Below are 23835 nucleotides of genomic sequence, written 5' to 3' on the forward strand. Positions count from 1 at the left end.
CCCGCCTTAAGCACTTGTCTCCTCCCCCGCCCAGCGGGGGAGGGTCAGGGTGGGGGCAATAAGGAGCCCCCACCCCCACATCACTGCAGGTCGGCTTCTTCCATCTGCAGCCCGCCGTCGGCGACATAGTAGAAGCCGGTCAGCTTCTTCGACTTGCCGGCCAGCAGGTTCTCGACGCCGAGGAAGATCCAGGGCGCATCCTTCCAGATCTGCTCCTGGGCGACGCGGTAGGCCTCGGCGCGCTTGGCGGTGTCGGCGGTGCCGATGCCGGTCTCGATCGCAGCGTCGACCGTGTCGTTCTTGTAGTAGGCGACGTTGAAGAACTTCGGCGGGAAGCCCTTGCCCCACAGCAGCGGGCGCAGGCCCCAGTCGGCATCGCCGGTCGAGGCCGACCAGCCGCCATACTGCATCTGCACCGTCGCATCCTCCGGCTTCTCGACGCCCCAGACGCGGGCGGTCTCGACACCGGATTCCAGCGGGGTGACGGTCAGCTTGACGCCGATCTGCGACAGCTGCTGCTGCACGAACTGCATGCCGCGGATGAAATTGGTGCTGTTGCGGCCGAACATCTCGGCCTCGAAGCCGTTCGGATATCCGGCTTCGGCCAGCAGAGCCTTCGCCTTGGCAAGGTCGTAGGTGTACTGGTTCGGCTGGGTGACGTGGAAGCCCAGCTTGGACGGGATCGCAGAATCCAGCGGCCCGGCATAGCCGCGATAGACCACCTTGGCGTAGGCGTTCTTATCGATGGCGTAGTTCAGCGCCTGGCGCACGCGCGGGTCGTTGAACGGCTTCTTCATGGTGTTCATCGCCACGTAGCGGGCGATGATCGACGGTGCGTCGATCAGTTCCAGCGCGCTGTTGGCCTCCACCATCTTCACCATCTCCGGCGGCAGCGGATAGATGAACTGCGCCTCGTTGGTCTGCAGCATGGCGATGCGGCTGCCGTTCTCCGGCACGCTCTTCAGCGTCACCGTATCGACCTTCGGCAGGCCCGGCTTCCAGTAGTTGGCGTTCTTCTCGACCTTCAGCGTGTCGGCTGCCCAGCTGACGAACTTGTAGGGACCGGTGCCGACCGGGTGGCGGCCGATCTCCTTGCCATAGGTCTCCAGCGCCTTCGGGCTGTGGATCATGGCGCCGGGATGGGCGAGGTTGTTGTTCAGCGCGCCGAAGGGCTGAGACAGCTTCAGCGTGACGGTGGCGTCGTCGACCACCACCGTCTCGGCCAGCATCGCCAGCAGGCTCTGGCGCTTCAGCCGGTTGGCCGGGTTGGACAGACGGTCGAAGTTGGTCTTCACCGCCTGGGCGTTGAAGGGCGAGCCGTCATGGAAGGTGACGCCCTTGCGCAGGCGGTAGGTGTATTCGGTGGCGGTGTCGTTGACCGTGAAGCTCTCGGCCAGCAGCGGCACCAGCTTCATGTCCTTGTCGAAGCCGAACAGGCCCTGCATCATCGTGCGGCTGGCCGACTGCGACAGGGTGTCGTTGATGTCGGCCGGGTCCAGCGTGGTGATGTTGTCGGGCAGGCCGACCACCAGATCCTTGGCGGCGAAGGCCGGACCGGCGAGAGCGGTGCCGGCCAGCAGGCCGGCCAGCAGAGGAAGGGCGAAACGCGTCACGTGATGTCTCCCTTTTCTTGATTCAGAAATCGCCGCCGACGGCATGGCGGGCGACGAAATGATCGTCGCCGACCGGCACCAGCGGTTGCACCGCCGGCTCGTCGCCGACGTTGCGGATCGGACTGGGAATCTCGCCGGTCAACAGCCGCAGGTCGCGGGTGCGGCGGCTGGGATCGGCGATCGGCACCGCCGCCATCAGGCGGCGGGTGTAGGGGTGCTGCGGATTCTCGAACACGGCGCGGCGCGGTCCGAGCTCGACGATCTGGCCGAGATACATGACGGCGACGCGGTGGCTGACCCGCTCCACCACCGCCATGTCATGGCTGATGAACAGGTAGGACAGCCCGCGCCGAGCCTGGAGCTCCATCAGCAGGTTGACGATCTGCGCCTGGATCGACACGTCGAGCGCCGCCACCGCCTCGTCGGCGATGATCAGCTTGGGATCGCAGGCGAGCGCGCGGGCAATGCAGATGCGCTGGCGCTGGCCGCCGGAGAATTCGTGCGGATAGCGCCGCGCATGCTCCGGCTTCAGCCCGACCTGGGTCAGCAGTTCGGCCACCCGCTCCTCGATGGCGCGGCGGCGCGACACGCCCGGCTTGGATGTCGGCACGTAGTCGTGGACCAGCATCGGTTCGGCGACGCTGAAGCCGACGGTCATCCGCGGGTTCAGCGAGGCGAAGGGATCCTGGAAGATGTACTGGATCTTCTCCTTCAGCTTCGCCTGCCCGTTGGAATCCAGCGTCGCGGTGTCGAGGCCGTCGAAGCGGATGGTTCCGGAGGTGGCGGATTGCAGCCCCATGATGGTGCGGCCGGTGGTCGACTTGCCGCAGCCGGATTCACCGACCAGCGCCAGCGTCTCGCCGGGGCGGACGGCGAAGCTGACCTTCTCAACCGCATGCACACGGGCCTTGAGCGAACCGAAGATGCCCTTGCGCACGTCGAAGCGGGTGGTGAGGTCGCGCACCTCCAGCAGCGGCGCGTCGGCGGCGCGGACGGTGTCCTGCACCGGCGGCGGGGCCGGCAGCGCGGCATCGGCCTTGGCATCGTCGACCACCAGCAGGGGAAAACGCACCGGCAGATCCTGCCCGCGCAGCGCGCCCAGCTTCGGCACCGCCGACAGCAGCGCCTTGGTGTAGGGGTGCTGCGGCGCCTGGAAGATGCGCTCGACCGGGCCTTCCTCCACCTTGCGGCCGCGCCACATCACGACGACGCGGTCGGCCACCTCCGCCACCACGCCCATGTCGTGGGTGATGAAGATGACGCCCATCCCCATCTCGTCCTGCAACAGGCGGATCAGCCGCAGGATCTGCGCCTGGATGGTGACGTCGAGCGCCGTGGTCGGCTCGTCGGCGATCAGCAGCGACGGCTTGCAGGACAGCGCCATGGCGATCATCACGCGCTGGCGCATGCCGCCGGAGAGCTGGTGCGGGTGGCGGTCGAGCAGCCGGGCCGGTTCGGGAATGCGCACCTTCTCCAGCATGCGCAGCGCCTCGGCCCGCGCCGCCTTGCGGTCGAGCCCCTGGTGCAGCATCACCGCCTCGGCGATCTGGTCGCCGATGGTGAAGACCGGGTTCAGCGACGTCATCGGCTCCTGGAACACCATGGCGATGTCATTGCCGCGCATGTCGGTCAGCGCCTCCGCCGGCGGGGAAGCGAGATCGCGCTCGCGCCCGTCGCGCCCCTTGAAGCGGATGCGCCCGCCGACGATGCGGCCCCCGGCATAATCGACCAGCCGCATCAGCGACAGCGAGGTCACCGACTTGCCGCTGCCGGACTCGCCGACGATCGCCACCGTCTCGCCCGGCGCGACGCTGAAGCTGACATCCTCGACGACGCGCAGGGGGCCATGCTCGCCGTCGAAGGCGACGCTCAGCCCCTCCACCGAAAGCAGGGCCGGCGCGGTGTCGGCAGCCTTCTCGGCAGCGGCAGCGCTCATCGGCCCAGCCTTTCGGCGAACAGCGCGAACATGCGGCGCCACACCATCCCCGGTGCACCGGTGCCGACCGGCTTGCCGTTCAGGCGGGTCACCGGGGTGATCTCCTTGGTGGTGCTGGCGATCCAGATCTCGTCGGCCGCGTCGAGTTCTGCCGCTGGAATGTCGCGCTCCTCAAGCCGCAGACCGTTCCCGGCCGCCAGCCGCAGGATGACGGTGCGGGTGATGCCCTCGAGGATGCGGGGGTCGTTGAGCGGGGTGGCGATGACGCCGTCCTTGACCACGAAGATGTTCGTGGCGGCGCCTTCGGTCACCAGCCCGTCGCGCAGTTGGAGCGCATCGACCACGCCGGCATCGGTCGCTGCCTGCTGGGCCAGCACGCTGCCCAGCAGCGCGATGGTCTTCAGGTCGCAGCGGCCCCAGCGGATGTCGGGGATGGTGATGGCGGAAACGCCCTGGTCGCGCCATGCGGCGGGCGGACGCTTCAGCGGGCTGACCATGCCGAACACCGACGGCGTCACCCCGGCCGGGAAGGCATGGCCACGGCTGGCGGCGGCACCGCGGGTGACTTGCAGGTAGACGGTCAGGTCGCCGTCGATGCCGGAGTCGGCCGACAGCCGCTCCATGATGCCCATCCAGTCGGCGGCCGACAGCGCGCAGTCGATGCGCAGGGCCGCCATGCCGCGTTGCAGGCGGGCGACATGGGCCTCCGGCTCGAACAGGTGGCCGTTGTAGGCGGCGGTCACTTCATAGAGGCCGTCGGCGAACAGGAAACCGCGGTCCAGCGGCGATACCTGGACCTCGTCCAGCGGCAGGTAACGCCCGTTCCAATAGGAGATCGTCATCGGATTCAGCTTCGTTGGCGCGTGGATGGGAATAGTCCGGTCACTTGGGCAGCAGGTCACTTGGGCAGCAGGTCACTCTGGCGGCCGGTTCGATTTCGGTACGACGTGGAGATAGGGCAGGATGCGTTCGGCGACGTCGGCGGCCTGTCCGACGCTGTCGGGACCGGAACGCGACAGTGCGGTGCCGAGCGCCACGATCAGCGCCATCAGACCCGTCGGCGAGCTGTGGCGCACGCCATGGTCGGCCCCGGCCAACAGGGTGACGTCGGCCAGCGGCACGATGGGACTGTCCGGCGCGTCGGTCAGCGCGATGGCCTTCGCCCCGCGCTCGCGGCACAGCTGGAGATGCTCGATGGTCCGGCGCGAATAGCGCGGCGAGGTGATGGCAACCACCAGATCGCCAGGCTTGACCGTCATCAGCCGGCGGATGGTGCGCTCGGTGCCCGCAAACTCGACGGCCTCGCGGACATTCTCGACATAGGGTTCCAGCATGTCGGCGAGGAACAGGGCGAGATAGGCGCTGTCGCCCAGGCCGAGCGCGATGACGCGGCCGGCCTCGCGGATCAGGCGGATCGCCGCCTCGCACTGCTCGGGCTGGAGCAGTTCCATGGTGCGGGCCACATTGCCGGCGTCGCTGGCCAGCGATTCCCGCATGATCTCGGCGTTCGAGGTGTCCCGCTGCACGGCGACGCGCAGCTTCTCCACCGGCGCGAAGGTGGATTCGAAGGCGCGCAGCAGATCCTCGCGGAACTCCGGAAAGCCTTCGTAACCGAGGAAGCGGGCATAGCGGTTGACCGACGCCACCGACACCTCAGCCGCCGCGGCCAGTTCGCCGATCTTCAACGTCGCGGTACGGAAGGGATAGGCCAGCGCCCAAGCCCCGACCTTGGCCAGCGCCGCCGGAAGCTGCTGCTGGCAGTTCTGCATCCGGATCAGCAGCGATCCCGTCTGTATGGGCTGCACCATCCCTGACGCCTCTTCGAAAGCTCAGCCGCAGCTAGGTGTCTTTAGAGTTACAGGATATGCATAATTCTGTAAAAGCATTTTCATAGGCGCGTATGCATCGCTCGTGGCGCACGCCATGCGGCCGGGCCGTGGATCGACCCATCCCGGTGCCGGCCGCTGCCCTGTGTCGCAGGCGACCGCCCTTCCCAAGCACCGCCCATCGGGACTAAAGCCTTCCCCTGCAAGAAGCCCCCCTGCCAACCCGAGCGCGCCATCCTTTCCATGACCGCCTGCCAATGACCGATGCCCTGCATGAGTGCGACGTGCTGGTGGCGGGCGGCGGCAATGCGGCGCTGTGCGCCGCGATATCGGCCCGCCGGTCGGGTGCCGACGTCATGATGCTGGACAGCGCGCCGAAGGCGCTGCGCGGCGGCAACGCCCGGCACTCCCGCAACTTCCGGATCGCGCATGACGAACCGACCCCCTGGGTTCAGGGCCGCTATCCTGCCGGCGATTACCGGTCCGACCTGCAAGCGGTCGCCGGGAGTGCGGTCGACGAGACGCTGGCGCATCTGCTGATCGGCGAATCCGCAGGCATCCTCGACTGGATGGCCGGCAATGGGGTTCGATTCCAGAGCGCCACCGACGGCGTCCTGCCCTATTCCCGGAAGACCGCCTTCTTCCTAGGCGGTGGAAAAGCGCTGATCAACGCGCTCTACGCCACCGCCGATGGGCTGGGCGTCGATGTCCGCCACGACAGCGAGGTGTGCGCGTTTCATCCCGCCGACGGTTCGACCGCCGTCACCGTGCTCCGTGATGGGCGCAAGGAAACCATCCGGGCGGGTGCGGTCGTCGTCGCGACCGGCGGATTCCAGGCGGATGGAGACTGGTTGCGCGACCGATGGGGCGAGGCGGCCGACGGTTTCATCATCCGCGGCACCCCCCATGCGACCGGCCGCCTGCTGAGGGTGTTGCTGGACGGCGGCGCCGATCCCGTCGGAGCGCCCGGCCATTGCCACATCGTCGCGGTGGATGGCCGCTCTCCGGGATTCGACGGCGGCATCGTCACCCGGCTCGACGGCGTGGCCCATGGCATCGTCGTCGACCGAGATGGCCGGCGCTTCGCCGACGAGGGGGAGCATGTGGGACCGACGCGCTTTTCCGTGTGGGGCGATCGCGTCGCCCGCTGTCCCGGCACCGTCGCCTTCTCGATCTTCGACTCGACAATCGAAAGAAATTTCCGCCCCTCCATCTTCCCGGCTGTCCGGGCGGCGAGCATCGGCGAGCTGGCGGCCAAGCTGGACATCGCGCCGGCAGTGCTGGAGTCCACCGTGGCCGCCTTCAACGCCGCGGTCCGCGCCGGCGGCCATACCGAAGGCATCCTGCCGGCGAAGACGCGGCTGGCCGCGCCGGTCGCGGTTCCTCCCTTCGGTGCCTATCCGATGCGGGCCGGCGTTACCTCGACCTGCCTGGGGGTGCGGGTTGACTGCAAGGCGCGGGTACTGCGGAGCAATGGGAGTCCGCTCGGCGGCATCTTTGCGGCGGGCGTCATCATGGCGCCGAATATCCTCGGCCATGGCTATCTGGCGGGAAGCGCCATGACCATCGGCGCAGTGTTCGGCCGAATCGCCGGACGGGAGGCCGCGGCCCATGCCCGGCGATGACGGCGACGCGGCGCGGATCGCGCAGGACGCACGGCGGGCGCTGGATATCTGCAACGCCTGCCGGTATTGCGACGGCTATTGCGCCGTGTTCAGGGCTCTGAGGTCGCGGCGGGAGCTGTCGGCTGCCGATCTGAGTTTCCTGTCCAACCTCTGCCACAACTGCCGGGCCTGCTACCATGCCTGCCAGTACGCCCCGCCCCACCCGTTCGACGTCAACATTCCGAAAAGCCTCAGCCTCGTCAGGCAGCGAACCTACAGTGACCATGCCTGGCCGGCTCTGCCGGGCGGCCGGGTCCGCCACACCGCCCGCTTCGCGATGGCCGTCACCCTGTCGATGGTGGCCGTCCTGTCGGTTCCGGCGCTCCTGTGGCTGCCGCCGGAGCAAGTGCTGGGGCGGCATTCGGGTGCGGGGGCCTTCTACCGGGTGCTGCCCTGGGGTCTGATCGCCGGGCTTGCCGGGCTGACGCTCCTCTGGTCGCTGCTGGCCATCGGGTTCAGCGTCGCGGCCTTCTGGCGCAGCATGGGTCCGGCGCCGGCCGGGGCGGCAACGGGTCCGGCCCTGCGCGACGCCCTGTGGGACATCGCGAGCTTGCGCAACCTGGGGGGCGGCGGGGCCGGTTGCAACGACCGGGACGACCGCTTCTCGCAAGCCCGGCGCCGCTTCCACCATGCGCTGTCCTATGGCTTCGCGCTCTGCTTCGCCGCCACCGCCGTCGCCACGATCTACGACCATGTGCTTGGCTGGCAGGCGCCCTATCCGGTCTTCAGCCTGCCCGTCCTGCTCGGCAGCCTGGGGGGAGCCGGCATGATGGCCGGAACGGCCGGGCTGGCATGGCTGAAGCGCCGCGCCGATCCGGGACCGGTGGCGGCGGAGCTGCAGGGCGCCGACCTTGCGCTGCTGGCCCAGCTGTTCCTGATCGCTGCCAGCGGGTTCGCCCTGCTTGCGCTGCGGGAAACGGCGGCGATGGGGCCGTTGCTGCTGATCCATCTGGGAATCGTGCTGGGATTCTTCGCGACGCTGCCCTGCGGCAAGTTCCTCCACGCACCGTTCCGCGCCGCCGCCCTGCTGCGGTGGGCCCTGGAGCGGCGGGAGCAACGACGAAAGGAACCGCCGCCACCGTGAGGCCGGCAAAGTAACGGTGAGTGTGGGGCGGCTCACATCGGGGATTGGCGGTCTTGGGTAGGGTCTGTCCATCGACAACGCGCCACACACCGCGGCGCCCCAGACCGGAGACCACACCATGATCCGCACCGCCCTGCTGACCGGCTTCGCCTCGCTCGCCCTGCTCGCCGCCCCGGCGATGGCCCAGAACATCTCCGACATCTCCAACACCGCGGCCGGCATCGGCAACACCGCCAACCAGAGCGCCACCGTCCTGCAGAAGTCCAAGGGCGGGTTCGCCGGTCCGAACGTCGCCACCGTCTCCAACCTCGCAGCCGGCATCGGCAACACCGCCAGCCAGGGCGCCTTCGTCAAGCAGAAGAGCGGCGGCCTGTTCAACGGCGGCTCGACGGCCACCATCGGCAACACCGCCGCGGGCATCGGCAACGAGGCCGGCCAGCGGGCCACGGTGATGCAGCGGAGCGGCGGCCTGCTGAGCGGCGGCTCGTCCGCCACCATCGGCAACACCGCGGCCGGCATCGGCAACACCGCCCTGCAGAGCGGCATTGTGATGCAGCGGTCCGGCGGCATGCTCGGCCCCTTCAACCGCAGCAACATGCAGAACCTCTCCGCCGGCACCGGCAACTTCGCCGGCCAGAGCGCCTTCGTCAAACAGCGCTGATCCTTTTCTCCTCCTCGGCTTCCTCCCCTGACCTCGCTCCGGCCGGCATCCCGGCCGGAGCTTTCTTTTGTCCGGGTTCCTTTGCCCGGCAAGGAGGAAGCCCTGAAAACCGCCGGCGCCTGTGGGGCGGCTCACAGCGGCGAGCAGGCCGCAAGGCTAGGCTTCCTCATCTGTACAGGCGGGGCTTGGAAGCCCGATCTGATGAACCCATTGTCAAGGAGACCACGGATGACCCTCAAGACCCTTCTCGCCGGCTTGGCCGCCGTCGCACTGCTCGCCTCGCCCGCCCTGGCCCAGCCCAAAGCCGGCACAGGCACCGGAATGGGCCTTCCATCCATGATGGCCGTGCCCGGACTGGTCAGCACCAATGTCGGCAACGCCACCAATGTCGGCGCCGGCATCGGCAACACCGCGCAGCAGCAGGGCACCTTCGTCCAAGGCGGAGGCCATAGCGGAGGCGTCCCCATCCGCGGCGGCGGCCCGCTGGTCAGCACCAATGTCGGCACCGCCACCAACGTCGCGGCGGGCATCGGCAACACGGCCGGCCAGAGGCTGGTCGGCGTCCAGGGCAGTGGTGTCCAGGTCGGGCTGAACTTCAGCGGTCGCGGACCGCTGGTCAGCACCAATGTCGGGATCGGCACCAACGTCACCGCCGGCCTCGGCAACAGTGCGGCCCAATCGCTGACCGGCCTGCGGCGCTGACCGCAGCTTTCCACGCCCATCGGGGCGATCCCGATCCGGATCGACCGGTCGGGATCGCCCAAACCCCGGGAGTGCTCCATGCCGAAGACCATGCTTGTCCTGGCGCTTTTCCTCGCCGCGCCCACCCTGCCGTTCCTGGCCGAACCGGCGCGTGCCGACTCCCTGGCCTGCCAGACGGTCAACGGCAAGACCGTCTGCCTGCGCGGTTCGGGGACGCTGAACTGCGTGACGGTCGACGGCGAGACCCGCTGTTCGGCAACATCGGCGGACATGCAGTCCGCGATGGTTCCCGATGCGGAGGCCTATCCGCTGCCGCGGCCCATCGCGCCCGACCTGCGTGGCTTCCTGGAGCGCCCGGGCGTCTTTCCAAACCACTGGACCCATCCGCAGCGCCTGGACGACGACGAGCCAGACCCGGACTGATGGCTGGCGCAGCCGGTCCATGGACGCGAGCAGGGCAAGCGATGGGCGACCGGCCAGCGCCGGCCGCCCTTTCCGTCAGCGGCGCTACACGATGGGCGGAGGGGAGCCAAGGGCGAAGTACCGCCTTTGGCGGGGCGGGGCACGTCGATTGCCGGGGTACCATGCGCCGGAAAGACCGCAACCGGCGACCACGACCGCGATCCCGCGACGCAGACCAGGATCAGGGGGCAGCCATGACCGCGATACGGATCAATTTCGACAAGGACCTCGTTCTCGCCGGGCATTTCCTGCTGAAGCATCTGGAACGCGAGGAACGTCAACGCCTCGCGGCCGCGGCGCGGCTGTCGCACCATGCGCGCGGAGCGGTGATCTTCCAGAAAGGCGATCCCGGCGACAGCATGATGGCGGTCATCCGCGGCCGGGTGAAGATCTGCTCCCACTCCCTCGACGGCAAGGAACTGGTGCTGAGCATCATCAACAAGGGCGGCCTGTTCGGCGAGATCGCCCTGCTGGACGGCGAACCGCGCACCGCCGACGCCGTCGCCCTGGAGGAAAGCGACCTGCTGGTCCTCGACCGTTCGCAGCTGATGCCGCTGCTCACCGCGCGGCCGGACATCGCCTTCCGGATCATCGGCGTGCTGTGCAAGCGGCTGCGCCAGACCAGCGAGCATCTGGAGGACACGCTGTTCCTCGAAGCGTCGTCCCGCTTCGCCCGCGCCCTGAAGCGGCTGGGCGACGCCTTCGGCCGCGCCGGGCCGGACGGGTTGCGGCTGGACATCAAGCTGTCGCAGCAGCAGTTGGGCTGCCTCGTCGGCGTCTCGCGCGAAAGCATCAACAAGCTGCTGAACGAATGGCAGCGTGCCGGGGTGATCCGGATGGAGTCCGGCCACATCGTCATCCTCGACGCCCGCGCATTGGACGAGATCGCCGACTCCTGCGCCTGAGTTTCGCCCGCCGCCTGTGGTCCGGGCCACAGCCGCGGATCACCCGGATACCCTACCCTGCTCCCTACAGTCCGGAACCGAGGGAGCCAGCGATGTTCCAGCCCCGCACCGTCCTTTTGCCCGCCGCCGCCATCCTGCTGCTGACCGCCGGGACGGCCGCGGCCCAGGTCAGCGGCGGCATCGCCTTCCCGTCCGGCCCGATCCCCGGCGCGGCGATGGCACAGGCCTTCGCCCAATCGCCGCGCCTGCCGGTCTCGGTCGACCCGAACCGCCGCGGCGCCCCTCCCGGCGCCATGGTCACAAACCACTCGCTCAGCCGGTCTTCCGTTCATCAGCAGTCGATCACCCGCATCCGCGGCGACGCCGGCTTCCTCGCCGGCTTCAACAAGGGCCAGCCGTTGGCCGCCAGCCGGCAGCCGCCGGTCCAGCCGGTCGACCCAAGCTTCACCTTCATCGATGCGCCCTTCATCGTGAACAACGTCAACAGCGCGCTGAATTTCGCCTTCGGCGACGGCAACATCAGCCAACAGCAGCTGAGCGACGGCACCGGCGTTCCAGTGGAGGAGTCGGCCGCGCCGGCACCGGCACCCACGCCGGAACCGGTGCAGGCCGCCGCGCCCAAGCCGGCGCCGAAATCCGCCGGGCCCTCCACGCTCGATCAGCTGTTGAGTGCCGCGGGGCCGCTGCCGCATCTTCCCGCCGCGCTGGCCAATGGCGGGGTGCGGTTCAACAACGTGAACACCTCCATCAACAGCGCGGTCGGCACGCAGAACCGAGCCACCCAGAAGGTGGTGACGGTCCAGAAGTGAGGGGCTGAACCGAAGGCCTTCAGTTCAAATCCCGCGCGACGCGGAAGCCATTGGCGAGATAGCGCACGTCGATGTCGTAGGAGTTCCGCACCGTACCGTTGATCACGGTCAAGCTGTCACGCCAGGAGCCGCCGCGCAGAACCCGCTTGCGGCAGGCGCCCTGGGTCCAGGCGCTGCCGTCGGCCGGCGCGCCCTGGTAGTTCTTGTTCCAGCAGTCGGCCACCCATTCCGCCACGCCGCCGTTCATGTCGTGCAGGCCGAAGGGATTGGGCTTGTAGCTGCCGGCCGCCGCCGGGGTCAGATGCTCGTGCGGGCCGCCGCAATCGTCGCAATCGGCGTGGATTCCCGCCTCCGTCCCCCACCAATAGGGCGTGCCGGTCCCGGCACGCGCGGCATACTCCCATTCCGCCTCGCTGAGCAGGCGGTAGCGCTGTCCGGTCTTGCGGCTGAGCCAGCCGACATAGGATTGCGCATCCTGCCAATGGAGGTTGTGGACCGGCGTGGCGTCGGTCGGGTTGGTCATGCGCGGCAGGTCGGTGCAGCCGCCTTCCTGCATACAGGCGCGCCATTCGCCGACGGTGACCTCATAGACGCCGAGCGCGAAGGGCTTGGCGATGGCGACGCGGTGGACCGGCCGTTCCGACGGGTCGCCCTTGTCACTGCCCATCATGAAACTGCCGGCCGGCAGCCGCAGCATCACCGGGCAGGTCGGACAATCCTGGAAACTGTTGCCGGCGCCATGGTTGCGCGCCGTGCCGTTGAGCGGTACGGGCGGTGCGGCTGCGGCCACCTGCGGTTCGGCGGCTTGTGGAGAGGCCGGCTTCGGTTCGGCTGTCTGTGGAGCGGCCGGCGGGGGAACGGGGGCCTGGGGAGCGGGCGGCGGTTCATGCTTGAGCAGGGTGGGAGCGACGAAGCCCTGGGTGCCGTCGTCCAGCGCGATGCGGAACCAGCCCCCCTCCGTCATCCGGCCGAGCACCTGCACCGTGGCGCCGCGCGCCACCCGGCCGACACGCGCGCCGTTGCTGGCCGGCGTCGCCCGCAGGATTCCGTCCGCGCCGGCGGTGTAGCGGCCGGGGGCGGCCGGTTCCAGACCCGGCCCCAGCACCGGAGCCTGCTCCGGCTTGACCTCGGGCGCCGCGTCCACGCCCTTCCTCGGAGTTTTCAGCGTCTCAAGCTGGCTGCGCGCCACCGGGGCGTAGCCGCTGCCGCCGAACAGCTGCAGGAAGGCCTGATAGTCGCCGGGTTCCTTGCTGGCCTGGATGCGCTTCCAGACGCCCTCCTCCAGATCGGCCAGCGGCGTGGAGCCGGGCTCGCCGATCTCGACCGTCACGCTTGCCACGGCGGAGCCGCCGCGGCCGTCCTCGACGCTGTAGCGCAGGGCGCCGGCCGGACCGGACCGGGCCGCTTCCGGGTCGAAGGTCAGCGCGGTCAGCGCCTGCACGGTCAGCCGGTCGCCGGCCTTCACGGCGGCGCTGCCGTTGCGCACGCTGCCGCGCTCGGGCACGGCGGTGACGGTGACAGTCAGAGGATCGCCGTCGGGATCGGTCGGGGCGTCGATTCCCATCGGGTTGCCGACAGCGCTCAGCCTGCGCTCCGCCACCACGGCCGGCGGCCGGTTGCTCGGCTTCACCGTGACCGGGACGGCACCGGTGACGGTGCCACCGCGTCCGTCGGCCACCAGGAACTCGAAGGATCCGGCCTCGCCGCGGAAGCTGCCATCCGGCTTGAAGCTGACGGCGGCGAGCTGGTCGACCGTCAGGTAATCGCCGATCAGCACGCTGCGTTCGCCGACCTGTACGGCACCGCCGCGCGGCAGGCCGGTGACGCGGACATACATCTGGTCGTCGTCGGGGTCGGTCGGCTTGCCGGGGTTCAGCGGCTCGGCGCCTGCGCGGTCCACCAGGGTCAGCGCCCGCAATTCGCCCAGCACCGGCGGCCGGTTCGGCGGGCGCGGGTTGAAGTAGAAGGGGGTGGCGCCCAGCGAGCCGTAGACGAACGGCTCCTGCCGGCCATTGGTCGCCTGCTTCACCGTGTCCCGCACGTTGCGGAAGAACAGGCTCAGCTCCAGACCGGGGCTCTGGAGGTGCTGGAGCAGCGCCGCGCTGAACGGGCTGTGGTCACCGGTGCCGTCCTCCGCCAGCTGGTCGGCGCGGGTCGCCATCGCCACCAGCGTGTCGCTGGGCGTGTCGTCCACGCTGCCGAAGCCGGGATGCGCCTGGTTGCGGTTCGACCCGCTGCGGGTCAGCCGGTCGACGAAGGGGTTGTTGCGGCAGGCATCGAGGATGAGGATGCCGAGCTTGCGTGCGCCTGCCAGCTCGCCCATCGGCAGGTTCAGCGGAATTGCCTGATAGACCAGATCGCGCTCCCGCTCCAGTTGGGCGTCGGCGGGTAGCAGATAGTTGATACCGCCGACCTGGATGCCGTGCCCGGCATAGAAGATCACCGCGACATCCGCCTGCGATGCCTTCAGGCCGAACTGGCGCAGCGTCGTGGCGAAGCCGCGGGCATCGAGGTCGTATTGTTCGTCGACCGTGAAGTTCAGCGCCCGCAGCGCCTCGCCGATGGCACGGGCGTCGTTGCGCGGGTTCACAAGCTCGGGCGCATTGCGGTAGTTGCTGACGCCGATCACCAAGGCGATGCGGCTCTCGGACGTCGACGTTCCCGGCGAAGATCCGGCCGATGGCGGGCCGGCGGCACCCGCGAGGCCCCATGGCCCCGCCACCGCCAGCAGGAAGACGACCACCACGCAAACCATCCGGCGACATCCGACCGGTCCGACCATCCCCGCCTCCGTCCCCGCCCCCCGAACCCGCCTCCATACCCGGGGATAAGAGCAGCGCATCCTGTTGCATCGCTTCCGATGACGGGATTGGCCGGCCCGGTTCCGCGGCGCGCAACGGATCACATCCAAAGATTTTATTGAAAATTTCCGGCAAGCCGCCATGGAAGAAAGAAGGATACCCGCAAATATGGCATGTGCCAAGCCGCCCCATCCGCCTACATCCGGCAAGAGAGGTCGGAACATCTCAGATGGATTACGTCTTTTCGTCCGTCACGAATACTCGCAGACTACTTTCCATCAGTCCGGCCGCCCCGATTATCGGCAAAGCTCATCGACAGCGGGTCAGCCGCCGATGTCCGTGCCGCCGACGTCCGTGCCGTCATGATCGACCAGCAGCCAGACGCGCACGGTCCTGGTCTTGCCCTTCAGGGACACTTCCCCGACCGGCAGGGCGGCATGGCGGTCGCCCGCCGCCTGCCGCACCGCCTGCCAGGTCGGATCGCCGACGATGATCCGGCAATGGCGGGAGGACCGGGCATCGACCGTCTTGCCGTAGGCCTCCAGCCGGGCGGCGGTGTTCGCGGTGTCGCCCAGCAGGGAATATTCGCTGTGCCGCAGCCCGCCCAGGCTGCCGGCGACCAGCGGGCCGGTGTGCAGCCCGACGCGGATGCCGACCGGCGGCAGCCCCTCCGCCTGCCATTGCCGGTTCAGCGCCTCCAGCTCCCGACCCATCTGCAGGGCGCAGGCGACGGCGCGCGCCGCATCGGCGTCGATCTGATCCTGGCTGGTGCGGGCGACCGGTGCCCCGAAGACCGCCAGGATCGCGTCGCCGACAAAGCGCAGCACCACCCCGTCATGGGTGCCGACGATGCGCACCATCGCATCCAGATAGCCTTCCAACCAGCGGATCAGCGGCTCCGGCTCCAGTGCCTCGCAGATGGTGGTGAAGCCTTCGATGTCGGAAAACAGGACGGTCGCGGTGAGCTGCTGCGGGCGCGGTCGGCTGCCGGCCATGAAGGTCGCGCGCTCCCGCCAGATCTCATCGGCCACGGGCTGGGAGACATGGTTGGCGAACAGCCGCATCAGCGTCCGGCGGTCGGCGCGCTCGCGCAGCGACATCTGCGCGGTCATCGCGGCAATGCCGCCGGCCCAGGCCAGCGACGGCGACACCAACGGCACCAACGGCCCGCCGGCACCGAACAGCGCCGCTCCGCCGGCCCAGGCCCCGGCCAGCAGCATCAGCCCCGCCGTCGCCAGTAGCCACGGCGGCAGCCCGGCCATCGCCACCGCCGCCCCGGCGGCTGCCATCAGGACGGCCAGCGCCGCCTCCCCCGCCAGCGGCAGGCGCGGGCTGCTCCGCCCGTCGAGCAGTTGGGCCAGCACATGGGCCTCGATCTCGACGCCGGGGGTGGAGGAACCCGCCGGCGACAGCGGCGTGCGGTGCTGGTCGATACCGGCCAGCGCCGTACCCACCAGCACCGTCCGCCCGGCCAGCCACTCCTTCGGCAGCAGCGCCACCGCTTCGGCCGGATAGACCGGGAAGGGCGTGGCCGCGGCATCCGGCCGACCATGCCAGTCGATGCGGAAGGGCTCCACCGGCAGGTTCCCGCCATTGCCGCCGGTACGGGCCAGTTGCACGGGAAGGCTGGGCGTGCCGTCGCCGCCGAAGGGGACATGCCAGCGCACCGCCGCATCCAGCCGGTCCTTCGCCAGATTGGCATGGCCGCGCGGCAGTCCCTCGGTGAAACCGTCCAGGAAGCGGCGCTGCCGCTCGGTCAGCGGGGTCTGGTCGAGCGCGGTGATCGCCACCACCGGGACCGACGCGCCGAGCATGGCACGGCGCAGCCGCTCGTCCAGCGCCGGCAGGGTCGGCTGGTCGAACAGCACGTCGATGCCGATGGCGCGGACCCCCGCGGCCTCCAGCGTGCCGATCACCTCGGCCAGCATGCCGCGGTCCACCGGAGACCGGCAGGCCAACCCGGCGAAGCTGTCCTCCCCGAACAGCACCAGCGCGATGCCGGGATGCTGCGGCCGGGCCGGGGCGGCGCCGGCGATCAGCCGGTCGGCCAGCGTCTCGTCGGCGGCGCGCAGCGGCGGCACCAGCCTTGCGGCGGCCAGCGCCAGCACGGCGCTGCCCAGCACGATCGTCACGAGCAGCCGCATGCCCCGCCCGTGCCACGCGGCCCTGTTCCGGTCCCGATCCGCAGGCTCCGGAACTGGGGTGGCCGGCGGTTCCGCTCCCTGCCTTGCGGGTGCGCCGTCCATGCGGCCCCCCTCAGCGGATCTTCAGGATGAGCTGGGCGGACGCCACCTCGGTGTCGCGCAGGCGGGCCACCGCGCGGTCGAGCTGGACGGCGGCATCCTCGGCCAGCGGACGGAAGGCGTCGGCGCGGCCCGGCATCTCGTCGTCCAGGTTGCGGCGGGCGGCGATGCAGCGCACCTCCAGGTCGCCGGGACCGTCTCCGGCGCGAAGGGGCAGCGGCATGCGGTCGCCGGGCAGGTCGAGCGGTGCATTGCCCGCGACCTGGGCGCTCCGCATGGCGCCGGCCGGAAAAATCGGGATCAGCTGGGCGCGCGCATTGCGCAGATAGCAATAGAGATGGGCGTCGCGGTCGGTCCTGATCCGCAGGCGGATGTCCTCGCCCGGCCGGTATGCGGCGGCTGGCCCGCGGTCGGCCGATACGGAAAGGTCAAGCGGCAGCGTCGCGTCGCGCAACGCGGCCATCGCCGCGCCGATCTGCCCGGTGCAGCCGGCCGACGCCATGCGCACCGCGAGCGCGGCGCCACCCGCCGCCTCCACCATGCGCACATGCAGCGTGCCGAGCGTCGAGCCGTCCGGCCGCAGGGCGCGGATGTCGGCGCCGTCGGCCAGCGGCAGTGCCTGCGGCCAGGGAACGGTCGCGCCGCCGCTCCAACTCACCGGCGCACCGGAATTGCCGCCGGCATCCTGAAGCACGAGCCGGTCGAGCCCGGGCTCGGCCGGGCGGCGCAGCAGCGGCGTGGTGCCGGCCTTGACGCACTGGGTGCCGGATAGCGCCGGATCGAGCGCCAGGGCGCGGTCCAGCGCCGCATCCAGCGGATTGCCCAGCGCCCGTGCGGCGCCGAGGTCGCTCTGCATGAAGCGGTCGTCGCCGGGACCGGCGCGGGCCGCGGTGGCATGGCCTGCGGACGCGCTGTCCGGCCTGTCGCCGGGCACCCCGTCAAAGGGACCGCGCAAGCGCAACAGACGGCCGTTGGCGAACAGCAGGGTCGCGTTCGCCCCATCGGGAAGCCGGACGGCCTGCCCGTCGGGAACCAGTTGGCCCTGGGCATAGCCGGGCGCGCTGGAGGCCACGACCACGGCCTCCGCCCGCAAGGCGGCGGCATGGCCGCATCCCAGCACCACGGCGGCGGCGCCCAGAAGGCGGGAAAGGGGGAATGTCGACATGGTGTCACCTTTCATGGTGTCGGAGGGTCAATCGGGGCTGCGCCGGTCGTGACCCTTGGTTTCGAGCGGGGCGAGCAGGCAGGTGGTGCGGGACTGGGTCGTCACCGAAACCATCCCGTCCGCCCCGCCGCTGCGGCGGAAGCGCAAGCCGTTGATCTGGCTGGCGATGCTGAGCGAGACGACGGCGAGGTCGGATTCGTCGATGATCTTGTGTCCATCCTGCCAGCACTGGACCCGGACCCGGTTGCCGGAGGGGGCGATGTCGACGCCGCCCGCCATCGCATCCCCAGCCGCCGCACCGCCGGCGGCGCCCGGTGACTGGCCGTTCTTCTTGCGGACCAGCGTGGCGTCGGCCGCTCCGCTGACCAGCAGGCCAAGCGCGGCGGCAAGGAGCAAGGCGCGTTTCATGACAATCCCCTCCCGGTTCGGATGGCCGCTCAATGGGTGGGCTTGAATTCGACGCGCCGGTTGCGACCGTCATAGGGATCGGCGGCGATCGGCGTGACCGGGCCCTTGCCGTCCACGGTGATGCGCTTCGGGTCGATCCGGTGGACACGGACCAGATACTCGCCCACCGACACCGCGCGGCGCTGCGACAGCAGCATGTTGTAGGCAAGGCTGCCGCTGGCGTCGGTGTGGCCCTCCACCGTCAGGGCGAGGCTCGGATCCTCCGTCATCAGCGAGCCGACCGAGTCGATGTAGGAGGCGGACTCCGCGGGGATCTCGGTCGAGTTGAGGGCGAAATTGATGCGGAAGCCGAAGGCCTGCGGCGCAGGGTCCGGGGTGCCGGCGGCAGGCTCGGCCGCCGGCTGTTCCGCCCGGGCTTCCTGCCTGACCTCCTGCTTTGCCTCCTGCCGGTGCCGCCTGGGAGCCGGACGGCTCGGCGCGGGCTGGGCGATGGGCTGGACATCCGGTTGGACTTCCGGCTGCACGGACGGCGGAGCGGCGGCGGGAGCGGCGGCCGGCACCGCGTAGTTGATCTCGTCCACCGGCCGGGGGCGCTTGGCCGCGGCCCCGGCCGCACCGCCGATGATCTCGATGCTGCGCGTGCGGATCTTCGGCTCGGGCGCCACCACCTCGCGCAGCTCGTCCAGGCTGGGCGGCCGGTCGAACATCATCACCTTGGACGGACCGGAACCCTCGACGGTCTGGGCCGGCGCCGGGCCGGCACAGACAGCGGCCAGCATCGGCAGGGCGGCGGCGCAGAGCAGGGCGTGGGACAACAGGGCGGATTTGGTCATCTGAAGCTCCATCGACAGGAGAAGGACGGCGTTGCACCGGTTCTATCGCGTCCCCCTCCCCCCGCGCTGTGAGCCGGCCAACAGTCGGACGGCGTTTTCCGCAAGGGCAGCCGCAGCGCCTCACTCGCCTTGCGCCAGCGTCCCCGGCAGCACCTTCACCGTCAGCCGCTTGGCGCGCGAATCGCTGCCCTTCGCCGCCGCGAAGGCGTTGATCACGTCGTCCAGCGCCGTGCCGGGGATGGGTTGCAGATCCTCGCGCTTGAACTGCTCCGGTATGCGCACGCCGATCTCGTCGTGCGACAGGATGCAGGCCACCGTCTCCTCCGCACCCGGCCGGTCCATGCGCAGGTTGAAGGGTTTCTGCACGCCGGGCGGGATTTCCACCTGGCGGTTGGCCTCGACATAGGCGTCGGGCTGGAAGCGGTTGGGGAAGATGCGGGCGACCGAGCCGGCGGCGTCGCGGTAATAGCAATAGACGAAGCCGTCCGCCGTCGGCTGCACCCGCACCACCAGCGCCTCCCCGGCGCGGTAGCGCGGCGCCGGACCGCGGTCGGACGACAGCAGCAGGTCGAGCCGGGCCGGCGACGGCTGGGCGCGCGGCAGCCCCTCGCCCCCGGCGTTGCTGACGCTCTGCAACCGGGCCGGCGACGCCCCGCCCTGGCCGGGCGGCTTGGCCAGCAGGCGCTGGTAGAGGTCGAAGTCGATGCGGCCGGTGGCGATCAGGTCATGGTCGGCCTGGAAGCGGCCGGCGGCCTCGGCGGTGCGCTCGTCCAGCTGCCCGTTGATCGGCCCGTCGTAATAGCCCTGCGCCGACAGGGCACGCTGGGTGAAGCTGACCCGTTCGGCCGGCGCCATGCCGTCGAACCAGCCGCGCGCCTCCGCCATGAAGGCCGGGTTGGTCTGGTCGATGCCCAGGCATTGCCAGTAGGGCACGCGGGTCAGCTTGCCCAGCACCTCGATGGTGCTGAGCTCGACCAGGGTGCGCACGCCCTGGTGCAGCCCTTCCGCGCGGTTGAGGGAGACGTTGAAGGACAGGCCAGCCTTGCCGATCACCCCGCCGGCATCGGCGCCGCGCCCGGACGACACAACGGCCAGCGTGTTGGATGCCGACATGCCGGGGATGATCTGGCGCGTTACCAGCTCCCCGACATTGAGGTCGACCGAGACCATCGACACCACCTGATCGGCCGACACGCCGAGGTCGAGCTTGGGCAGCGACAGCCCCGCCCCCGCCGTTTCGCTGACCACATTGTCGTCGAGCTGGGTGATGGCGCCACGGATATAGTAGGACGGCGCCCGGAAGTTCGGCTGCACACCGATCATCCAGTAGAGCGCGTTGACGTCGTCCAGCGCCGGTTCGAAATCGACGAAGCGGAAGGCGTTGGAGGTCTCCGACATGCGGGAGACGGCGGTGATCAGCATCTCCTTGGTTCCGCCGGCCACCCGCCCGGTGGCGTCGGGCAGGCCGTTGGCGGTGACGTAGATGTCGCGCTTGCCGTGGGTCCACAGCAGCGTGTCCATGCAGCGCAGCGCCTCGCTGAAGCTGCTGATGGTGCGCACCGCCGGGGTCTTCGGCTGCTGCACCACGCGGGCCATCTCACCGGAGGTGAAGCACCCGCCGAGCGCCAACGTCAGGCCGACGGAAGCGAGGATCCGGACCATGCTCATGACGCTGTCTCCCTGGGTTGTTCCGTCCGGGCCCGTCACCGCGCCGACAGTTGCGGGTTGCGGTCGGCCCGGACGGTGATGGCGATCTTCTTAGACAGGATCGGCGGGTCGTGCGGCACATGGTCGGCGTCGGCCAGCACCAGCTGCAGGGTGTGGCGGCCGGGGGGAAGCTCCAGGACCGTCTCGGTCTGGCCCTTGCCGAAATGCAGGTGCTGCTTGTTGCTCGGGATCGGCCCGTCGAACTCCTTCAGGTCGGTGTCGATCAGCAGATGGTGGTGCCCGGTGCCGTCCTTGCGCACGCCGGCCGGGGCGACGCCGAAATTGCGCAGCCCGAACCACACCTTGAACCGCGTGCCGACCACCTGTCCGTTGTTGGGCCAGCCGATGTAGAGCCACGCATCCTTGCGTCCGGGCGTGCGCGGCGACTGCGGCTGCGCGGCGATCGGTGGCGATCCGGCCCCCGATCCGGTGGCTTCGGCATGGGAATGGGCGGTCGCATCGGCCGCCATCGCGCCGGCCGCCGCGAGCGCAAGCGCGGCGCAAGCCGAGATGCCCAGCGGCCCGAGGAATCCTGTCTTCATGGTGCCCTCCCTGGCGGACCCGCGACCGGCGCGGACCCAGTTGGCCAGCCGCAGTCAAGCCGGGCGCCGGCCGGGCGGACTGTGAGCTGGCAGACATGTCCCGCAAGCCAACCGGTCAGCGGACCGTGACGGTGATCTTCTCCGACATCACCGGCGGGTCGTGTGGGATGTGGTCGGCATCCCCCAGCACCATCTGCAGCGTGTGGGTGCCGGGCGGCAGCTCCAGCCGCGCCTCGGTCTGGCCGCCGCCGAAATGAAGGTGCTGCTTGTCGCTGGGGATCGGCCCGTCCGGGTCCGACAGGTCGGTGTCGATCAGCAGGTGATGGTGTCCGGTCTCGGCATGGCCGATGCCGGCAGGCGCCACCCCCATGTTCTGAAGCCCCATGCGCACCCAGAATTTTCCGCCGTCGATGACCGCGCCGTTGGCCGGCCACAGGATGTAGGCACGCGCGCCCTCCGGCGCCTTCGCCCGGTCGGCCATTCCCTGCCCAGCCAGAAACAACGGCAGAAGCAGCAGGGCGCCGACCGCGATCACGGCAGTCCGCAGCATGATCCCCCCCCTGGTTTTCTTCATTGCCCTTCGTCCGATGGCCTTCATCTTAGGCTTCGACCGTGAAGCGCGGTCCCCCCGAATTCCTGGGTAATCCCATCACGTTGGAAGACGGTTCCTTTCAATCGCCTTCCACCCCGGACGGGAGTCCGCAACAGCTGCTTTAACCTTCCTTTCGGGCACTCCGCCTTCTGATAATCCCGAAACCCCGCCGGATGGCCGAGGGCGTCGGATTCGCGCGTGCCGGAATGCCGGCTTCGGTCAACGCCTGATCCCGAACAGCTGTTCGTTCATGACCGCGCGGTCCCCCGTGGCCACACCGGCCGGCCGGACCGGCGGCTGGAGGCTGCCCCGCATCCCGGCGAAGCCGCCCGTGACATCGCCGCCAATCCGTCCGCCGCCCATCCAGGGAGGAAAGGGACCGCCTCCCCCACCGGTGGCCGGCGGCGGACCGCCGACGCGGTTGGCCAGCATCGACATCGTCGCGGCGGACAGGGGGATGCCACCCGACTGCACCTCGAACGCCCCGGCGGGTCGGGCAGCCACCAGCAGCGCCGCGAGGGGGACGGCGCACAGGGTGCGCAGGACGAGTCGGCGCATCGGGCGTCTCCTTCGGTCGGGTCACGGGGCGGATCAGGACGCCATCATGGCATCGCCGCCCGCCCGCCGCTGTGGCGCAGGCCACATTCCGGAACCGGAATGCCGGGCGGCCGCCGCCGGTAACGGTCGGACAAGCCTGAATTTTTCCGCATTCCACACAGGAAGTTTGACGGATCGCACGGATACGGTGAACCTTTGGACATCGAACGGGCGGGCGTCATGGCCTCTGCCCTTCACCCGATCGGCCGAAAGCCGACGGGCGCCGTGATCGGCCAACAACAGGGAGCTTCCGAACATCATGACCGCTGAAACGCTGCGCTGCCGTCTCGTCGCCCGGATGGCAGGCCCGGTCGTCGCCAGCCTGCTGGGCCTTGGCGTCGCGGCCGGCCCGCTGGCCGCCGCCGCCGAGACCTGGGACATGCCGACCCCCTACCCGGACACGAACCTGCACACCATCGTGGTGAAGCAGTTCGCCGACGACGTGAAGGCGGCAACCGGCGGCAAGATCCAGATCACCGTCCATTCCAACGGCTCGCTGGTCCGCCATCCCGAGATCAAGCGGGCGGTGCAGTCCGGACAGGCCCAGGTGGGCGAGGTGCTGATCAGCTCCTGGGCCAACGAGGACCCGCTCTACGGCCTCGATTCCGTTCCCTTCCTCGCCACCGACTTCCAGGCGTCGCGCAAGCTCTATGACATCTCCAAGCCCTATCTGGAGAAGAAGCTGGAGCGCCAGCGCCTGAAGCTGCTCTACTCGATCCCGTGGCCGCCGCAGGGCCTGTATGTGAAGGACGAGATCCAGACGGTCGACGGCCTGAAGGGGCAGAAGTTCCGCGCCTACAACCCGGCCACCACCCGGATCGCCGAGTTGAGCGGCGCCATCCCGGTGAAGATCGAGGCGGCCGAGGTCGCGCAGGCCTTCGGCACCGGCATCGTCACCGCCATGATCACTTCGGCCGCCACCGGCGTCGACACCAAGGCGTGGGACTTCGTGAAGGTCTATTACGACGTCCAGGCCTGGTTGCCGCGCAACATGGTCTTCATCAACGCCGACGTGTGGAAGGGGCTGGACGCCGCCACCCAGAAGGCTGTCCAGGACGCTGCAGCCAAGGCCGAGGCCGCCGGCTGGGCCGACTGGGAGAAGAAGACCTCCGACCTGAACAAGACCATGGCCGGCAACGGCATGAAGGTGCTGGCTCCGTCGGACAAGCTCAAGGAAGGATTGTCCGCCATCGGCAAGACCATGACCGAGGAATGGACCAAGGCCGCCGGCGCCGACGGTGAGGCCATCGTCGCGGCCTACCGCAAGTAGCCCCCGGACCACCGG

Annotated in this window: 21 protein-coding genes; 8 read left to right on the plus strand and 13 right to left on the minus strand. The window is 69.6% G+C overall.

All coding sequences use genetic code 11. The features are described 5' to 3' along the window. Window positions 1–80: 80 nt before the first annotated feature. The 4 genes from ABMY26_RS03030 to ABMY26_RS03045 form a co-directional block, all read right to left on the minus strand. Window positions 81–1613 carry a glutathione ABC transporter substrate-binding protein gene (locus ABMY26_RS03030; protein ID WP_372394989.1) on the minus strand — a complete coding sequence of 511 codons (1533 nt, stop codon included), beginning with the start codon at window positions 1611–1613 and terminating at the stop codon, window positions 81–83. Between the two features lie 22 nt (window positions 1614–1635). After that, window positions 1636–3549 carry an ABC transporter ATP-binding protein gene (locus tag ABMY26_RS03035; RefSeq protein WP_372394990.1) on the minus strand — a complete coding sequence of 638 codons (1914 nt, stop codon included), beginning with the start codon at window positions 3547–3549 and terminating at the stop codon, window positions 1636–1638. Further along, on the minus strand, window positions 3546–4391 hold the full coding sequence (locus ABMY26_RS03040) for a D-amino acid aminotransferase (RefSeq protein ID WP_372394991.1): 846 nt from the start codon (window positions 4389–4391) through the stop codon (window positions 3546–3548). The genes ABMY26_RS03035 and ABMY26_RS03040 overlap by 4 nt, the downstream gene beginning before the upstream one ends. Before the next feature lie 72 nt (window positions 4392–4463). After that, entirely contained in the window at window positions 4464–5357 is an 894-nt protein-coding gene (locus tag ABMY26_RS03045) for a MurR/RpiR family transcriptional regulator (RefSeq protein WP_372394992.1), read from the minus strand. A 275-nt stretch (window positions 5358–5632) separates the two neighbouring features. Here ABMY26_RS03045 and tcuA point away from each other — a divergent pair, with 275 nt between their 5' ends. The 7 genes from tcuA to ABMY26_RS03080 all read left to right on the plus strand — a co-directional run bounded on the left by tcuA (window position 5633) and on the right by ABMY26_RS03080 (window position 11662). Beyond that, window positions 5633–7000: an FAD-dependent tricarballylate dehydrogenase TcuA gene (gene tcuA, locus ABMY26_RS03050; protein WP_372394993.1), complete on the plus strand. Its 1368-nt coding sequence runs from the start codon at window positions 5633–5635 to the stop codon at window positions 6998–7000. After that, on the plus strand, window positions 6987–8123 hold the full coding sequence (tcuB, locus tag ABMY26_RS03055) for a tricarballylate utilization 4Fe-4S protein TcuB (protein WP_372394994.1): 1137 nt from the start codon (window positions 6987–6989) through the stop codon (window positions 8121–8123). Before tcuA ends, tcuB begins: the two co-directional genes overlap by 14 nt. A gap of 118 nt (window positions 8124–8241) precedes the next feature. Continuing rightward, entirely contained in the window at window positions 8242–8784 is a 543-nt protein-coding gene (locus ABMY26_RS03060) for a hypothetical protein (RefSeq protein ID WP_372394995.1), read from the plus strand. Between the two features lie 228 nt (window positions 8785–9012). Further along, window positions 9013–9486 carry a hypothetical protein gene (locus ABMY26_RS03065; RefSeq protein ID WP_372394996.1) on the plus strand — a complete coding sequence of 158 codons (474 nt, stop codon included), beginning with the start codon at window positions 9013–9015 and terminating at the stop codon, window positions 9484–9486. A 78-nt stretch (window positions 9487–9564) separates the two neighbouring features. Next, the gene (locus ABMY26_RS03070) at window positions 9565–9909 is read left to right on the plus strand and encodes a hypothetical protein (protein WP_372394997.1); all 345 of its coding nucleotides are present in this window, start codon (window positions 9565–9567) and stop codon (window positions 9907–9909) included. Window positions 9910–10142: 233 nt separating this feature from the next. Further along, window positions 10143–10853 (plus strand): Crp/Fnr family transcriptional regulator, encoded by a 711-nt coding sequence (locus ABMY26_RS03075; RefSeq protein WP_372394998.1) that lies wholly within the window; start codon window positions 10143–10145, stop codon window positions 10851–10853. A gap of 92 nt (window positions 10854–10945) precedes the next feature. Continuing rightward, window positions 10946–11662, plus strand: coding sequence for a hypothetical protein (locus ABMY26_RS03080; RefSeq protein ID WP_372394999.1), 717 nt, complete (start codon window positions 10946–10948; stop codon window positions 11660–11662). A gap of 19 nt (window positions 11663–11681) precedes the next feature. Here the strand turns inward: ABMY26_RS03080 and ABMY26_RS03085 are convergent, their stop codons facing one another. From ABMY26_RS03085 to ABMY26_RS03125, 9 genes are all read right to left on the minus strand, one after another. Then, the gene (locus ABMY26_RS03085; RefSeq protein WP_372395000.1) at window positions 11682–14408 is read right to left on the minus strand and encodes an SUMF1/EgtB/PvdO family nonheme iron enzyme; all 2727 of its coding nucleotides are present in this window, start codon (window positions 14406–14408) and stop codon (window positions 11682–11684) included. 378 nt (window positions 14409–14786) lie between these two features. Continuing rightward, window positions 14787–16607 carry a CHASE2 domain-containing protein gene (locus tag ABMY26_RS03090; protein ID WP_372395001.1) on the minus strand — a complete coding sequence of 607 codons (1821 nt, stop codon included), beginning with the start codon at window positions 16605–16607 and terminating at the stop codon, window positions 14787–14789. Window positions 16608–16719: 112 nt separating this feature from the next. Continuing rightward, window positions 16720–17871 carry a DUF4384 domain-containing protein gene (locus tag ABMY26_RS03095; RefSeq protein WP_372395002.1) on the minus strand — a complete coding sequence of 384 codons (1152 nt, stop codon included), beginning with the start codon at window positions 17869–17871 and terminating at the stop codon, window positions 16720–16722. A 27-nt stretch (window positions 17872–17898) separates the two neighbouring features. Continuing rightward, window positions 17899–18279, minus strand: coding sequence for a hypothetical protein (locus ABMY26_RS03100; RefSeq protein ID WP_372395003.1), 381 nt, complete (start codon window positions 18277–18279; stop codon window positions 17899–17901). 29 nt (window positions 18280–18308) lie between these two features. Further along, the gene (locus tag ABMY26_RS03105; protein ID WP_372395004.1) at window positions 18309–19112 is read right to left on the minus strand and encodes an OmpA family protein; all 804 of its coding nucleotides are present in this window, start codon (window positions 19110–19112) and stop codon (window positions 18309–18311) included. Between the two features lie 120 nt (window positions 19113–19232). Then, window positions 19233–20780, minus strand: coding sequence for a DUF4384 domain-containing protein (locus ABMY26_RS03110; protein WP_372395005.1), 1548 nt, complete (start codon window positions 20778–20780; stop codon window positions 19233–19235). A gap of 35 nt (window positions 20781–20815) precedes the next feature. Further along, on the minus strand, window positions 20816–21361 hold the full coding sequence (locus ABMY26_RS03115; RefSeq protein ID WP_372395006.1) for a DUF4399 domain-containing protein: 546 nt from the start codon (window positions 21359–21361) through the stop codon (window positions 20816–20818). Between the two features lie 115 nt (window positions 21362–21476). Continuing rightward, a complete protein-coding gene (locus tag ABMY26_RS03120; RefSeq protein ID WP_372395007.1) occupies window positions 21477–21911 on the minus strand; it encodes a DUF4399 domain-containing protein in 435 nt (144 codons plus the stop codon). A 261-nt stretch (window positions 21912–22172) separates the two neighbouring features. Further along, entirely contained in the window at window positions 22173–22511 is a 339-nt protein-coding gene (locus ABMY26_RS03125) for a hypothetical protein (RefSeq protein ID WP_372395008.1), read from the minus strand. 298 nt (window positions 22512–22809) lie between these two features. Here ABMY26_RS03125 and ABMY26_RS03130 point away from each other — a divergent pair, with 298 nt between their 5' ends. Then, a complete protein-coding gene (locus ABMY26_RS03130; RefSeq protein WP_372395009.1) occupies window positions 22810–23820 on the plus strand; it encodes a TRAP transporter substrate-binding protein in 1011 nt (336 codons plus the stop codon). Window positions 23821–23835: the final 15 nt, after the last annotated feature.

The sequence above is a fragment of the Azospirillum sp. HJ39 genome (assembly GCF_041507355.1).
GTDB lineage: Bacteria > Pseudomonadota > Alphaproteobacteria > Azospirillales > Azospirillaceae > Azospirillum > Azospirillum thiophilum.

Coding starts and splice junctions, on each gene's coding strand:
- ABMY26_RS03035 (WP_372394990.1), bottom strand. CDS start 3,549: ATGAGCGCTGCCGCTGCCGAGAAGGCTGCCGACACCGCGCCGGCCCTG.
- ABMY26_RS03040 (WP_372394991.1), bottom strand. CDS start 4,391: ATGACGATCTCCTATTGGAACGGGCGTTACCTGCCGCTGGACGAGGTC.
- ABMY26_RS03045 (WP_372394992.1), bottom strand. CDS start 5,357: ATGGTGCAGCCCATACAGACGGGATCGCTGCTGATCCGGATGCAGAAC.
- tcuA (WP_372394993.1), top strand. CDS start 5,633: ATGACCGATGCCCTGCATGAGTGCGACGTGCTGGTGGCGGGCGGCGGC.
- tcuB (WP_372394994.1), top strand. CDS start 6,987: ATGCCCGGCGATGACGGCGACGCGGCGCGGATCGCGCAGGACGCACGG.
- ABMY26_RS03060 (WP_372394995.1), top strand. CDS start 8,242: ATGATCCGCACCGCCCTGCTGACCGGCTTCGCCTCGCTCGCCCTGCTC.
- ABMY26_RS03065 (WP_372394996.1), top strand. CDS start 9,013: ATGACCCTCAAGACCCTTCTCGCCGGCTTGGCCGCCGTCGCACTGCTC.
- ABMY26_RS03070 (WP_372394997.1), top strand. CDS start 9,565: ATGCCGAAGACCATGCTTGTCCTGGCGCTTTTCCTCGCCGCGCCCACC.
- ABMY26_RS03075 (WP_372394998.1), top strand. CDS start 10,143: ATGACCGCGATACGGATCAATTTCGACAAGGACCTCGTTCTCGCCGGG.
- ABMY26_RS03080 (WP_372394999.1), top strand. CDS start 10,946: ATGTTCCAGCCCCGCACCGTCCTTTTGCCCGCCGCCGCCATCCTGCTG.
- ABMY26_RS03090 (WP_372395001.1), bottom strand. CDS start 16,607: ATGCGGCTGCTCGTGACGATCGTGCTGGGCAGCGCCGTGCTGGCGCTG.
- ABMY26_RS03095 (WP_372395002.1), bottom strand. CDS start 17,871: ATGTCGACATTCCCCCTTTCCCGCCTTCTGGGCGCCGCCGCCGTGGTG.
- ABMY26_RS03100 (WP_372395003.1), bottom strand. CDS start 18,279: ATGAAACGCGCCTTGCTCCTTGCCGCCGCGCTTGGCCTGCTGGTCAGC.
- ABMY26_RS03105 (WP_372395004.1), bottom strand. CDS start 19,112: ATGACCAAATCCGCCCTGTTGTCCCACGCCCTGCTCTGCGCCGCCGCC.
- ABMY26_RS03110 (WP_372395005.1), bottom strand. CDS start 20,780: ATGAGCATGGTCCGGATCCTCGCTTCCGTCGGCCTGACGTTGGCGCTC.
- ABMY26_RS03115 (WP_372395006.1), bottom strand. CDS start 21,361: ATGAAGACAGGATTCCTCGGGCCGCTGGGCATCTCGGCTTGCGCCGCG.
- ABMY26_RS03120 (WP_372395007.1), bottom strand. CDS start 21,911: ATGCTGCGGACTGCCGTGATCGCGGTCGGCGCCCTGCTGCTTCTGCCG.
- ABMY26_RS03125 (WP_372395008.1), bottom strand. CDS start 22,511: ATGCGCCGACTCGTCCTGCGCACCCTGTGCGCCGTCCCCCTCGCGGCG.
- ABMY26_RS03130 (WP_372395009.1), top strand. CDS start 22,810: ATGACCGCTGAAACGCTGCGCTGCCGTCTCGTCGCCCGGATGGCAGGC.